Here is a 13,532-nt window from a genome sequence, read left to right as displayed (position 1 = left end):
CGCAAAGGAGACATGGAGACACATGGCACGCACCGCGCACATTGTTCGCCAGACCAGCGAATCCAGCATCGACCTCGAACTCAACCTTGACGGCACCGGCAAGACGAACATCGAAACGACTGTGCCGTTCTACAATCACATGATGACGGCACTGGGCAAGCATTCGCTCATCGATCTCAACATCGTGGCAAGCGGCGACACCGATATCGATGCCCATCATACCGTGGAGGACACGGCGATCGTATTCGGGGAGGCGTTGCGCCAGGCCCTCGGCGACAAGCGCGGCATCCGTCGCTTCGCCGATGCCACAGTGCCGCTCGACGAGGCGCTCGCCAAAGCCGTCGTCGACGTCTCCGGGCGCCCATACTGCGTGTGCTCGGGCGAACCCGAAGGCTTCCAGTACGCAATGATCGGCGGCCACTTCACCGGCTCACTTGTACGCCATGTGATGGAATCGATCGCCTTCCACGCGCAGATCTGCCTGCACATGCATCTCATTGCCGGCCGTGACCCACACCACATTGCAGAGGCGGAGTTCAAGGCGCTCGCCCGCGCATTGCGCTTCGCCATAGAACCCGATCCCCGCATTCAGGGACTGATTCCGAGCACGAAGGGCGCGCTGTGATGTCAGACGACGACAAGCGAAATCCCAACAATCCCGATAACCCCGGCGACGAAAACGACGCGTTCTGGGCCTTCGAAAGCGACCCGGATCTCGCACGTGAGATGGAAAGCCTCAACCAGGAGCTTGCGAATCTCGAGCAGAATGTGAGCACCGACGATGCCGGGGAATCCACGACCGGGGAATCGGAAGACGGCAACGCTCCCGAAGACGTGTCCGACGAATTCTCGCAGATCATGAACGCGAACGCCGAGACAAGCTTCGACGACGAACTCGAGGGGATTCTCGGCAACAAGGCGAAGCGTGCGATTCTGGTCACACGCCTCACCTCGGCCGATCTGCTCGCCGCCTTCTGCTCGCTCGCCGACATCACCGCGCAATGCATCGATTCGCATGAGGGGGCGGTGGCAGTGCTGCGCAATCTCAACGGGGACGGTCCCGAGGCGGCCGCGAAGGACCTCACCGAAGTGGTGGCGGGGCTAAGCGTGCTGTTGCTCGTGGATCGCGCCGACAAGATGACCGCCGTTCCCTATGCGAACGGCACCGCCGAGGACGCGGAACTGCCGCCGCCGTTCGTGCTGGAGACGCTCGCGCATTTCGTGGAGGATCTCATGCTCGGACTCACCACAGTCGATGCGCTCGCGCAGCAGGGTGTGAGGATTGTCAATTCCGCGGATCTGGATCACGACCATGCATTGAAAATCATCGCCGAGCATACGAACTTCGGGCGTGACGGCTCGTCGATTGACTGAGTGCACGGGGCACAGGGAAGAAAGTGAGATTATGAAATCTGTAGTCGTGTTTGATTATGGGTTCGGCAATGTGCGCTCCATGATGCGCGCGCTCGCCAATCAGGACCTTGACGTCACGCTCACCTCCGACTACCGCAAGGCCTTGGAGGCCGACGGGCTCGTCGTGCCGGGCGTGGGCGCATTCGGTGCCTGCATGCAGGGACTGCGCAAGGTGAATGGCGACAACGTGATCTACGACCGTCTGCGTGCGGGGCGCCCGGTGCTCGGCGTGTGCGTGGGCGAGCAGATCATGTTCACCCGTGGCACCGAGCATGACCTTGACACGCCTGGGCTGCAGCTCATTGACGGCGAGGTGAGCAGACTCGATGCCGACGTGGTGCCCCACATGGGATGGGATACCGTCGATGCCCCCGAAGGCTCCGTGCTGCTCAATGGCGTGGAGGGTGAACGGTTCTATTTCGTGCACTCCTACGCCGCTTTCACCGCGGCCCCCGCGGATTTGACGCAGTTCGACATCGACCTCGGCGATGCCGAGCAGAAAGTGGCGTTCTGCGATTACAGCCGTAGCCATTTCGTGGCCAGCTATGAGCGCGGACCTCTGTTCGCCACGCAGTTCCACCCGGAGAAGTCCGCGCAGGCAGGTGCCAGACTGCTCACGAACTGGGCCGCCATACTCTAGTTGTGTTGTTATTTGCCATATTTTCAGATTCCAGATTGGGGTAGAACATGTCACTGACTTTGTTGCCGGCCGTTGACGTCCGTGACGGCAAGGCCGTCCGTTTACGTCAGGGTGAGTCCGGTTCGGAGACGGACTACGGCTCGCCGCTCGACGCTGCACGCACGTGGGTGGAGGCCGGAGCACAATGGATCCACTTGGTCGATCTCGACGCCGCCTTCGGCACGGGGAACAACCGCGCCCAATTGCGTGAGATCGTCAGGCAGCTCGGAGACAAGGTGAACATCGAGATGTCGGGCGGCGTGCGTGACGATGCCTCTCTGGATGCCGCGCTCGACGCGGGCGCCGCACGCGTGAACATCGGTACCGCCGCACTGGAGAATCCGGAGTGGACGGCCCGCGTGATCGACAAATACGGTGACAAGGTGGCCGTTGGCCTCGATGTGCGTGGGCATACGCTTGCCGCCCGCGGCTGGGTGAAGGAGGGCGGTGACCTGTTCGAGACGATGCGATTCCTCGACGACGCCGGCTGCTCGCGCTACGTGGTCACCGACGTGACCCGCGACGGCATGATGAGCGGGCCGAACATCGATCTGTTGCGTGAAGTGGCCGAGCGCACCGAGGCCAGAGTGACCGCCTCCGGCGGCATCTCGAAGCTCGACGATCTTCGTGCCATCAAGGAGCTGCTGCCGCTCGGCGTCGACTCCGCGATTCTGGGCAAGAGCCTCTACGCGGGCGCCTTCACGCTCGAGGAGGCACTTGCTGTAGCCAATGCGTGATATTGCACAGTGCGCCAATTGAATAGTGCGTCAATGGGGACATCTTTCTGCCGGAAAATGTCTCCATTGACGCACTTCATATATGTCATATATGTATTCGAGTTGTTTGCGTCACCGCATAACAGGCTATGCGCAAGGGAGCTCACCGGATGCGATGAGTTGGGTGAACAGCTCGAAATCGTCTTCGTTCTGGTCGGCGTATGAATCGCAGAAGCTCATCATCGCCGTCTCGAATTCGTCGCTGTCGCCCAAATACCCGCTGATCGCCATGCTGTCGCCGCTGCGCGCATGCGCATGGGCGAGACACCACGCACACAGCGAACCCAGATTGCTCAACGAATCCGCATGCAGCGTGTCAAGATCAATGGAACCCTTGCCATTCCACAGCTGTCGCACGTAATAGTCGCGCGGCAGACCATCGTTGGCCACGAACTGCGACCACCCGAGCAGAATGTCGGCGGTCGACTGCACGAGCTTCTGACCTTGGATCACGCGCTCACCGTGCGTGCTGTAGGGGGAGTGGCCCACGTATTTGGCCAGCACGCTGGCCACCGCCTCCTTCATCTGCAGAATGAGCGGGTCGTCTATGTCACGGCCTATGAACGCGCTGATCCAGCAGCGGGTGCCAACGGAACCGACGCCGACCACTTTGCGCGCTGTGTCCTGATAATGGTACTGTTCGAGCACATGGCGACGGTCCTCATACAGCGAATCGCGGTAGGTGTCGAACAGCTGTCGCAGGCGGCCGCGCAGCGCATCGATGTCCTCGTAGCCGCGAATGTCGTTGATCTGCACGAGCTCGGGTGGCTCGGTCTTGAAACGGAGTCGGTTGCCGTCGAGATAGGTGAGCTTGTTGGCTGCCTTCTTGGAGTCCTTCGAACGCGCCTTGGCTATGGCGCCGTGCAACGTTTTCGACGGCTTCGCTTTCATCGCCTTCTCCAGATGGGCGAGGCTGTCTTCCACATCGAAATGGGTGTACCACGTGTCAAGGAAACCCATCTGCGAGAATTTCCGTAATGTTTCACGGTACTGTTTCACGCAGCGGTAGACGGCATCATGACGCTCCTTCTCCTTGAGCCCTATGTTGCGCCCCGCAATCTCCACCGAAACGGCAAGTCGCTTGATATCCCATTCCCATGGGCCTGTGGCCGTCTCGTCGAAGTCGTTGATGTCGAACACGAGACGTTTGGACGGCGAATAGAAGATGCCGAAGTTGCCTATGTGCGCATCGCCTATGCACTGCACCGGAATGCAGGTGGTAGGGGTGCGGGCGAGATCGTTCGCCATGATCGCCGCGCCCCCTCGGTAGAAGGTGAAGGCGTTTGCGCTCATGCGCTTGAACCGCAGCGGCACCAGGTCGGGAACGCGCATCTTGTTCTGCTCCTCGAGCAGACCGATCACGTCACGGCGCTTCGTGCGCACGCGCCATACGGCATGCGAGGAGAGCGGGAAGCGTTCGCGGAGTTTGAGACCGGCGTTCGTGCGATCCTCGGGGTCCTTGAACTCCGTCCACGCGCTCATGTCGAACATCGGATGCGCTTCGCTTGACTCTACGAGATTTCCATCGCTCATACTTGCACAATACCGCGCGGGCAGACACAATCCGCGTTTATACGGCATTCCGTACGGATTCCGTCCGTATGTCGATGCGGTGTCCACATACCGTCTGTTAACGCGTGCCGTAACATCGGTTTGAAACGATGGGGTGCTATGGACAAACAACAAGAATTTGCGCTCCGAACCGTTGAGGAACGCGATGTTCGCTTCATTCGCCTGTGGTTCACGGATGTATTGGGAACATTGAAATCAGTGGCCATCGCGCCTGCAGAGCTGGAGGCCGCATTCGAGGAGGGCATTGGTTTCGATGGCTCCGCGATCGAGGGCATGACGCGTGTGTCCGAAGACGACATGATCGTCAAGCCCGATCCGAGCACCTTCCAGATTCTGCCGTGGCGCGGAGGTCCACAGGGCACGGCGCGTATGTTCTGCGACGTGCTCACTCCGGAGGGAGAGCCGTCGCTCTCCGACCCACGCCATGTGCTCAAGCGCTCGCTGTCGAAGGCCAAGGAGAAGGGCTTCACGTTCTACGTGCATCCCGAAATCGAGTTCTACCTGTTCGAGAAGCAGGACGACTGGTCCAAGACCCCTGTGCCGATCGATCAGGGCGGCTATTTCGACCATGTGCCGCGCAGCCCAGGCATGGATTTCCGCCGCGCCACCGTCAACATGCTCGAGCAGATGGGCATCTCGGTCGAATACTCGCATCACGAGGCGGGTCCCGGTCAGAATGAGATCGATCTGCGGTATGCCGATGCGTTGACGATTGCCGACAACATCATGACCTTCCGCACGGTGGTCAAAGAGATCTCCCTCGAACGTGGCATCCATGCGAGCTTTATGCCCAAGCCGCTCGCGGACGCGCCGGGTTCGGGCATGCACACGCACCTGAGCCTGTTCGAAGGCGATGCGAACGCGTTCTACGAGGCCGGTCAGGAATTCAACATGTCGCTGACGGCCCGTCAGTTCGCTGCTGGCATTCTGCACCATGCCGCCGAGATCTGCGCCGTCACCGACCAGTACGTGAACTCCTACAAGCGTCTGTGGGGAGGCAATGAGGCCCCGAGCTACATCTGCTGGGGACACAACAACCGTTCGGCCCTGCTTCGCATTCCACAGTACAAGCCAGGCAAGGGCAATTCCGCGCGCATCGAGTTCCGCGCGCTCGATCCGGGAGCGAACCCGTACCTTGCCTATTCGGTGCTGCTGGCGGCAGGTCTCGACGGCATCGAAAAGAAGATGACCTTGGGCGAGCCTACGAGCGACGACGTGTGGGAGCTCACCGACGCCGAACGCCAGGCGATGGGCATTCAGCCACTGCCCGAGTCGCTGGACGAGGCCCTGAAGATCATGGAGAAATCCGATTTCGTGGCCGATGTGCTCGGCGAGCATCTCTTCGAGTTCTTCCTGCGTAACAAGCGCAAGGAATGGGAGGAGTACCGCAGCCAGGTGACGCCCTTCGAGCTCAAGAAGTACTTGGCCAAGCTCTGAGCTGTCGATGCGAATATGCCGAGAAAAGCGGCGGGGTGTTCCGAATGTGATTCGGAACACCCCGCCGCTTGCATATGCATGCACATGGGGGACACTATCGCAAGGCTTTCTGGATGCGCTGCACACTTACCGGGTAAGGAGTGCCGAGCTCTTGCGCCCAGAGCGACACGTAGAACTCCTCGAGCATCCAGCGTGCCTTAAGCGCCTTGGCCATGAGCTCGTCGTGCTTGGCTCCGGCCGGCTCCTTGCGTGCCTTTTCGAGCGCTTTGTCGACGATCTGCTTGGCTTCGTCGGCCTGCCACGCCCAGCGCACATCGCGGTTCTTGTCGGTTTTCGCCTTGGAGAGTCTGCTCATGTCGGCCTGCAGGTAGACCGGCAGTCTGCGGAATGAATCGGGCGGCGTGGCACCGATGAAACCGGGATGCACGAGTGTGGCGATGTGTTCGCGCACCGACTGCAGCACCGAGAGCATGGGCAGGTCGGCCTTGCCGCTGACCGCCTTGTCTACCTGCGCATAGGCCCGCAGCACCTCGATCGCGTCCTTGGCCACCTCATACACGGCGTCCTCGAACACTTCCTTGACGCCATCCACGGCCTCGCTCAACGCCTCGTCGGAGCTCAGTTTCGCAATATCTGGCAGCAATCGCTTCACCGTCTGCAACTGCAGGTCGTCGGCGAGCGCCTTTGTGGTCGAATACGGCGCCGATGCGAGCATGAGGGCCTCGGCACCGAGCCAGCGTGACGAGATGCGTTCGGCGGGCAGGCGCAGCCGATCGAGCGCCCCTCGCCAGAGCATCTCCTCACGCGCCTCCGTGGTGGCACCGGCTTTGCGCAGCAGATCCGCCTCGGCCACCACCTGCCCCTGCTCGGCGGCCTTCTGAGCCTGCCGGTGCACGATTTTGCGTGCGGATTCCTGCGCCTGTTCGGCAAACTGGCGCTGTAGCTCGACCAGCGACTTGCCTGTGCCGAGCACCACCACGCCATCGTCGTACGAACGGCGGCGGTGGGCACGCTTCGGCCGAGGCTTCGGCTGCTCGATCACGAAATTCATGCGCAGGTATGGCGGCAGCTTGTCGGCGAGGCCATCGAGCACCTCCGGGTGAATCTGCGCCCCGACCACCTCGATGGCGGCCTGCGTGAACACGTGCGCGAAATCCGGCCACACGCCTCCGTCAACCTGTGCGGGGGAGTCCAGTGTGCCGGAACCCGGGTCGGATTCGAAATGGGAGTCGATCCAGTCCTCGATCTTCGTCGCGGTGTCTGGCGCCGGCACGAACTGCACGCGCAGCGCCTTCGGCAATGCCTTGATCATCGCCACAATGAGCTCATGACGCAGCCCGGGCACATTCCAGCTGAACTGCGGTGCCGAGATGCGTGAGAGCACGCCGAGCGGAATGTGCACGGTGACGCCGTCCGCCGGATCGTGCGTGTCGTAAACGTAGCTCAGCCGCAGCTCGATCACACGTTCGTCGGAACCGACGGTGACCCAGTGGTCGGGGAAGTCCTCCATGCTCACCGATTCCTGGTCGAGGAGCCGCTCTACCTTGGACGGGTCGAAATCAAGCAGATGCGGGTGAGCCTCAAATTCGCCCTTCCACCATTTCGCCAGGTCAGCCACGCAGGTCACCGTGTTCGGGATCACCTCGTTATAGAAATCGTACAGATCCTCGTCGCTCACCGTCTGCGCCACCTGACGTGTGCGATTCGACTCCTCCTGAGCCTCCTCGATGACCGCCCGGTTGGCGTCGATGAACTCGTCGTGCGCGAACCGCTGCTGAATCTCACCTTCCACAAGTCCCTGACGAATCAGGAAATCACGTGCCTCGAGCGGGTTGATGCGCCCCCACTGCACGGTGCGCCCCTGCACGATGGGCAGCCCATACAGCAGCACATTCGATTCCGCCACTGCGGAGCCACGTGAGGCGGACCAGTGCGGGTTCGCATACGTGGTGCGGGTCAGATTGCCGGCGAGCGGCTCCGCCCACGCAGGGTCGATCGCAGCGCAGTAGCGCGCCCACAGCCGGCTCGTCTGCACGAGTTCGGTGCTCATCACCCAGCTCGGCGTGGATTTCGAGAGTGCCGACGCCGGGAAAATCGCGAAATGCGTGCCTCGCGCACCCAAGTAATCGTTCTTCGCCATCTTCTGTGCACGTTTCATCGCCCGCGCTCGGGCGGCACCCTTGAGACCGGTGAAATCGGACGCCTTCGGCTCATGCACGACCTGCATGCCCATCATCGAGAGGAGACCGGCCAACATGGAAGTGTGAATGCCTTGACTGTCCCATGAACAGGCGAGCGAATGCGCAGCCTGCTGGTTGATCGGCAGTTCCCGGATCTCACGCGGCGGTCGCGACACCGGAATCGGTTCGCCCACATTGAACTTGAGTTCGCGGCACAGTTCGCGCAGCTGCGAGACGAGATCCCTCCACTGGCGCATACGCAGGAAATGCAGGTATTCAGTCTTGCACAGCCTGCGCAGTGCATGGCTGCTCATCTCGCCATCCGCCCCATATGCGCGGTCCCATATGTTCAGTGCGGTGAGAAAATCACTGGTCTCGTCGGCGTAGCGGTTGTGGATGCGATCCGCATCCTCGCGCTTCTCCTCGGGGCGTTCACGCGGATCCTGCAGGCTCAGGAACGCCACGACGACGAGCACGGCGGCCAAGGTGTTCGGTGTGGTGGAGCGGCCGGCCTCGATCACCATGCGGCCCAGACGCACGTCAATCGGTATGCGCGCAAGCTGGCGCCCGGTGTGCGTCAGTTGCATGACGCCGCGTTTGCGAGAGATCGCACGCAATTCGGTGAGTTCGTTGATGCCGTCGGAAACCGCCTTGATGTCAGGCGGGTCGATGAATCCGAAATCGGTGATGTCCTCCGCCGTCTTCGCCACGCCCACCGAGAGCATGTGCAGCACGACCGCGCCGAGCGATGTGCGCAGAATCTCCGGCTCGGTGAAACGCGGGCGTGACTCGTAATCCTCACTCGAATACAGACGGATCGCAATGCCGTCGGCGATGCGGCCGCAGCGGCCCGAACGCTGATCGGCACTTGCCTGTGAGATCGGCTCGATGGGCAGCCGCTGTACCTTCGCCTGCTTCGAATAGCGCGAGATACGCGCGTTACCCGGATCCACCACATAGCGTATGCCTGGCACCGTGAGCGACGTCTCGGCCACGTTCGTGGCGATGACGATGCGCTGGTGCGTATGCGGTTCGAACACACGATGCTGTTCCTTGGCGCTCAGACGTGCGAACAGCGGCACGATCTCAATGGCGTCCGGCCTGCGCATGTCGGCGGCACGCGGGCCGAAATGATGGCGGAGCGCCTGCTCGAAGTCGCGGATGTCGCGCTCGCCGGAGGCGAACACGAGAATGTCGCGTGGCCCTTGGTCGTGCGTGGAGAGAATCGCCAATTCGGTGCATGCGCGCGCGACCGCGGTGGGCATGTCCATTGCCTCGGCGTCCGGGTTCGTGATGTCGTCGCCGGACGTTCCGTCCGCGAACCCGGGAACATGCCTCATCAGCGCGGGGGTGCCTCCCAGCGGCTCATAGCAGATCGTGACCGGGTACGTGCGGCCGGAGACCTCGATCACCGGCACCTTGGTGTGCAGTGCGTCTTCGAAATGCTTCTGGAACTTCACCGAATCGATCGTCGCGGAGGTGATGATGAGCTTCAGGTCGCGGCGCAACGGCAGCAGGGCGGTGAGATAGCCGAGCAGGAAGTCTATGTTGAGACTGCGTTCGTGCGCCTCGTCGATGATGATCGTGTCATAGCGTGTCAGTTTCGGATCGCGTTGGATCTGCGCGAGCAGAATGCCGTCGGTGACCACGCGCAGGCGTGTCTTCGGCGAGCTTTCGTCGGTGAACCGCACCTGGTAGCCGATTTCGTCGCCCAGGTGCACGCCCATCTCATCGGCGATGCGTTCGGCCACGGTGCGCGCGGCGAGACGGCGTGGCTGCGTGTGCACAATCTGCTTGCCATGCGAGCCGCGACCGAGTTCGAGCAGGATCTTCGGCAGCTGCGTGGTCTTGCCGGAACCGGTCTGCCCGGAGATGATCACCACCTGGCTGGAACGCACCGCATTGGCAATGGCTTCGCGCGCGGCCGAGACAGGCAGCTGATCGGGGTATTCGAATTTCATAACGTCTTTCTGAAGATAATCGGTGTTCAGGTATTGCGCTGTGCTAGGCGAGCTTATGCACGTCAATCACCCGGTAGCCCTTCGAACTGGCGTATTTGCCCACTTCGTAGCCGTCGCCGAGATGTTCGGCGAGCCAGGGGATGAGCGAATCGGAGCCCAGATTGCGCTGCACCACCAAATAGGCATGGCCGCCGGAGGCGAGGCGCGGAAGCCACTCCATGAGCAGTTCGTGGAGCGCTTCCTTGCCGATGCGGATCGGAGGGTTCGACCAGATTACGTCGAAGCGCACGTCACCAGGTACTACAGCCGCAGCGCCGGCGTGAATATTCCCGCAGCCGTTCGCCTGGGCGTTGCTACGTGTCAGTGCGATCGCTCGCTCGTTGATGTCGACCGCGTATACGGTGGCCTCCGGCGATTCCAATGCGAGCGCGAGCGCGATGGCACCCCAGCCACAACCGAGATCGAGGAACGTGCCCTCAAGCGGGGGCATGGGCGCATGCCGGAGCAGCACGGAGGTGCCAAGATCCACGCGGTGCGTTGAGAAGACGCCATTGGATGTCTCGACGGTGACCGGATGGTCGCGCAATGTTACCTCGAGTGTCTTGCGTACATCGGCGGACTGTGGCGCGGAGCTGAAGTACTGTTCGTTCGCCGTGCCGTTCGACTTGCCCATGACATCCCCGTTTCCATGAAATACTGAAATATTTGCCGTACCTGTCTTGTTCACTATACGTACCATGATATAAGAACGCTTGCAGTTCAAAAGAAAGGCGCTTTTGACCATATTCGAGAACGGGGGCCGCATGGGCAACCCGAGATATACCGAGGATCCGCAGACCACAGATTCGCAGAACGTGCTCGACGGGAAGTCGCAGGTGCTGCTCGACGACGACCACGCCGGCTGGCAGGGTGAGGACGAGACCTGGCGCGAGCGTGAAGGGCACAACGAGCTCAAGCATGTGGCCGGTCTGGGAGAGCTCGAAGACGTCACCGAGGTCGAATACCGCAAGGTTCGACTGGAGAAGGTCGTATTGGTGGGGGTGTGGTCTTCCCGGGAGTGGACGCTCGCGCAGGCCGAGGAGTCGTTGCGCGAGCTCGCCGCACTCGCCGAGACGGCGGGCGCCGAGGTGTGCGACGGCGTGCTGCAGCAGCGGTCACGGCCTGATGGGACGTCATATGTGGGTTCCGGCAAGGCGCGTGAGATAGCGGACATCGTCGCCGCGAACGACGCGGACACGATCATCGTGGACGCCGACCTGCCGCCGAGCCAACGGCGTGCCTTGGAGGATCTGACCCATGTCAAGGTGGTGGATCGCACCGCGGTGATCCTCGACATCTTCGCACAGCATGCCACCTCTCGTGAAGGCAAGGCCCAGGTGGAGCTCGCGCAGTTGCAGTACATGCTGCCGCGTCTGCGCGGTTGGGGCGCCGCATTGTCACGGCAGGCGGGCGGACGTGCCGCCGGTGCCGACGCCGGCATCGGCTCCCGCGGCCCGGGCGAGACGAAGATCGAGATGGACCGTCGTGTGATCCGCACTCGCATCGCGAGACTGCGCAAGCAGATCAAGGAGATGTCGGGCACGCGCGAGGTCAAGCGCGGATCACGCCGACGTTACGGATTGCCCACCATCGCCGTCGTCGGCTACACGAATGCCGGCAAATCGTCGCTGACCAACCGGCTGACGGGTTCGACCGAACTGGTGGAGAACGCGCTGTTCGCCACCCTCGACACGGCGGTGCGCCGCACGCAGACGCGCGACGGCCGACTCTATGCCTATGTGGACACCGTCGGTTTTGTGCGCCGCCTGCCCACGAATCTGGTGGAGGCGTTCAAATCGACGCTTGAGGAGATTGCCGATGCCGACCTCATCGTGCACGTGGTCGATGCCTCGCACCCCGATCCGTTCTCTCAGATCGACGCGGTGAACGAGGTGCTGCAGACCATAGACGGTGTGGAGCGGCTGCCGGTGATCACCGTGTTCAACAAGGCCGACCTCATTGACGACGCCAAACGCGAGCGTCTGCATGCGCTCGCACCCGATGCGCATATCGCTTCGTCTGCGACTGGCGAGGGCGTGGACGCATTGCGTGCCGACGTCGAGTCGATGCTCGTCGATCCGGATGTGCATGTCGAGGCGTTGCTGCCGTACACCGAGGGGTCGTTGCTGGCGAAGGTCCGCGAGTATGGGCGTCTGGAGTCGCTGGAATACCGCGATGACGGCATTATGCTGCAGGCTTTCGTGGACGAAAGACTGGCGGCGCGAATCATGGACGTGGCCCTGCACGAGCCGAATGCCCCGGAGCACGGGGATACCGGGGAGTGATGCAGATCACACCGATGCTGTGGTGTATACAGCTCGTTGAAACATGCTCGTATCGTGTTCGCGTTGAACTATAAAAAGAATCGCGAGAGGCACCGCTGTGGCGCGATTCTGCTAAAGTACAGGTGAAAGATATGTGAATCCCGCCATAAGCGGGTAGTATGAGAGGTCGTCAGCATGGTGAATTCGCCAATTAAGCCAACCAAGCTTGCCATCGTCGGAGCCGGTGCAGTCGGTTCCACACTTGCGTTCGCGGCTGCGGAGCGTGGCATCGCCCGTGAGATTGCATTGCAGGACATCGCCAAGGAGCGTGTCGAGGCAGAGGTGCTCGACATGCAGCACGGTTCCAGCTTCTTCCCGACCGTTTCCATCGAGGGCTCCGACGACCCCGAGGTCTGCCGTGACGCCGACATGGTCGTCATCACCGCCGGCGCACGCCAGAAGCCGGGTCAGTCCCGCCTCGATCTCGCCGGTGCCACGATCAACATCATGAAGTCGATCATCCCGAACATGCTCAAGGTCGCCCCGAACGCGATCTACATGCTCATCACCAACCCGGTGGACATCGTCACCCATGTCGCCATGAAGCTCTCTGGTCTGCCGGCATCGCGTATGTTCGGCTCCGGCACCAACCTCGACTCTGCTCGTCTGCGCTTCCTCATCGCCCAGCAGACCGGTGTGAATGTCAAGAACGTGCATGCATACATCGCCGGTGAGCACGGCGATTCCGAGGTCCCGCTGTGGGCCTCCGCCACCATCGGCGGCGTTCCGATGTGCGATTGGCAGGCACTGCCGGGCCATGAGCCGCTCGATGCCGAGGCTCGCGAGCGCATTCACCAGGAAGTGAAGAACGCGGCCTACAAGATCATCAACGGCAAGGGCGCGACGAACTACGCCATCGCCATGTCCGGCGTCGACATCATCGAGGCTATTCTCAAGGACTCCAACCGCATTCTGCCGGTTTCGTCGCTGCTGAGCGACTTCCACGGCATTTCCGACGTGTGCATGTCGGTTCCTACGCTGCTCAACCGCAACGGTGTGAACTCCCGCATCAACACGCCGGTTTCCGACCGCGAGCTTGCAGCCCTCAAGCGCTCCGCCGAGACGCTGCGTGAGACGGCCGCCCAGTTCGGCTTCTGATTCGCGATGATATGAGTGCCGCCGGTTTTCCGGCGGCATTTCTTTTTCTGGCG

General features: G+C 61.7%; 10 protein-coding genes. 7 read left to right on the top strand and 3 right to left on the bottom strand.

What is annotated here, in order from left to right:
* Positions 1-22 precede the first annotated feature (22 nt).
* From hisB to priA, 4 genes are read left to right on the top strand one after another with little or no spacing between them, the layout of a single operon-like run.
* Positions 23-625: an imidazoleglycerol-phosphate dehydratase HisB gene (gene hisB / locus BANAN_RS06015; RefSeq protein WP_004218611.1), complete on the top strand. Its 603-nt coding sequence runs from the start codon at positions 23-25 to the stop codon at positions 623-625.
* The gene (locus BANAN_RS06010; protein WP_014698022.1) at positions 625-1,374 is read left to right on the top strand and encodes a hypothetical protein; all 750 of its coding nucleotides are present in this window, start codon (positions 625-627) and stop codon (positions 1,372-1,374) included. Before hisB ends, BANAN_RS06010 begins: the two co-directional genes overlap by 1 nt.
* Before the next feature lie 31 nt (positions 1,375-1,405).
* Positions 1,406-2,053: an imidazole glycerol phosphate synthase subunit HisH gene (hisH, locus tag BANAN_RS06005; protein WP_014698021.1), complete on the top strand. Its 648-nt coding sequence runs from the start codon at positions 1,406-1,408 to the stop codon at positions 2,051-2,053.
* Positions 2,054-2,100: 47 nt separating this feature from the next.
* Positions 2,101-2,829, top strand: coding sequence for a bifunctional 1-(5-phosphoribosyl)-5-((5-phosphoribosylamino)methylideneamino)imidazole-4-carboxamide isomerase/phosphoribosylanthranilate isomerase PriA (priA, locus tag BANAN_RS06000; RefSeq protein WP_014698020.1), 729 nt, complete (start codon positions 2,101-2,103; stop codon positions 2,827-2,829).
* A 126-nt stretch (positions 2,830-2,955) separates the two neighbouring features.
* On the opposite strand, the gene BANAN_RS05995 is transcribed toward priA, so the two are convergent.
* Positions 2,956-4,359, bottom strand: a complete 1,404-nt coding sequence (locus BANAN_RS05995) for a DUF2252 domain-containing protein (RefSeq protein WP_014698019.1) — start codon at positions 4,357-4,359, stop codon at positions 2,956-2,958.
* A gap of 180 nt (positions 4,360-4,539) precedes the next feature.
* Between BANAN_RS05995 and glnA the strand changes: the two genes are divergently transcribed.
* Entirely contained in the window at positions 4,540-5,877 is a 1,338-nt protein-coding gene (gene glnA, locus BANAN_RS05990) for a type I glutamate--ammonia ligase (protein ID WP_014698018.1), read from the top strand.
* 94 nt (positions 5,878-5,971) lie between these two features.
* On the opposite strand, the gene hrpA is transcribed toward glnA, so the two are convergent.
* Both hrpA and BANAN_RS05980 read right to left on the bottom strand, forming a co-directional pair.
* Positions 5,972-10,018, bottom strand: coding sequence for an ATP-dependent RNA helicase HrpA (hrpA, locus tag BANAN_RS05985; protein ID WP_014698017.1), 4,047 nt, complete (start codon positions 10,016-10,018; stop codon positions 5,972-5,974).
* A 43-nt stretch (positions 10,019-10,061) separates the two neighbouring features.
* Positions 10,062-10,691, bottom strand: coding sequence for a class I SAM-dependent methyltransferase (locus BANAN_RS05980; protein WP_014698016.1), 630 nt, complete (start codon positions 10,689-10,691; stop codon positions 10,062-10,064).
* Between the two features lie 130 nt (positions 10,692-10,821).
* Here BANAN_RS05980 and hflX point away from each other — a divergent pair, with 130 nt between their 5' ends.
* Positions 10,822-12,342 carry a GTPase HflX gene (hflX, locus tag BANAN_RS05975; RefSeq protein WP_041777149.1) on the top strand — a complete coding sequence of 507 codons (1,521 nt, stop codon included), beginning with the start codon at positions 10,822-10,824 and terminating at the stop codon, positions 12,340-12,342.
* A gap of 174 nt (positions 12,343-12,516) precedes the next feature.
* The gene (locus tag BANAN_RS05970) at positions 12,517-13,479 is read left to right on the top strand and encodes an L-lactate dehydrogenase (RefSeq protein WP_004218626.1); all 963 of its coding nucleotides are present in this window, start codon (positions 12,517-12,519) and stop codon (positions 13,477-13,479) included.
* Positions 13,480-13,532: the final 53 nt, after the last annotated feature.

Source organism: Bifidobacterium animalis subsp. animalis ATCC 25527 (genome assembly GCF_000260715.1).
Taxonomy (GTDB): Bacteria; Actinomycetota; Actinomycetes; order Actinomycetales; family Bifidobacteriaceae; genus Bifidobacterium; species Bifidobacterium animalis.
This window is presented reverse-complemented; position numbering and strand designations above follow the sequence as displayed.

Bases quoted from the DNA above. Each gene is read 5' to 3' on its own strand.
- hflX (WP_041777149.1), top strand. From the start codon at position 10,822: ATGGGCAACCCGAGATATACCGAGGATCCGCAGACCACAGATTCGCAG.
- priA (WP_014698020.1), top strand. From the start codon at position 2,101: ATGTCACTGACTTTGTTGCCGGCCGTTGACGTCCGTGACGGCAAGGCC.
- BANAN_RS06010 (WP_014698022.1), top strand. From the start codon at position 625: ATGTCAGACGACGACAAGCGAAATCCCAACAATCCCGATAACCCCGGC.
- glnA (WP_014698018.1), top strand. From the start codon at position 4,540: ATGGACAAACAACAAGAATTTGCGCTCCGAACCGTTGAGGAACGCGAT.
- hrpA (WP_014698017.1), bottom strand. From the start codon at position 10,018: ATGAAATTCGAATACCCCGATCAGCTGCCTGTCTCGGCCGCGCGCGAA.
- BANAN_RS05970 (WP_004218626.1), top strand. From the start codon at position 12,517: ATGGTGAATTCGCCAATTAAGCCAACCAAGCTTGCCATCGTCGGAGCC.
- BANAN_RS05980 (WP_014698016.1), bottom strand. From the start codon at position 10,691: ATGGGCAAGTCGAACGGCACGGCGAACGAACAGTACTTCAGCTCCGCG.
- BANAN_RS05995 (WP_014698019.1), bottom strand. From the start codon at position 4,359: ATGTTCGACATGAGCGCGTGGACGGAGTTCAAGGACCCCGAGGATCGC.
- hisB (WP_004218611.1), top strand. From the start codon at position 23: ATGGCACGCACCGCGCACATTGTTCGCCAGACCAGCGAATCCAGCATC.
- hisH (WP_014698021.1), top strand. From the start codon at position 1,406: ATGAAATCTGTAGTCGTGTTTGATTATGGGTTCGGCAATGTGCGCTCC.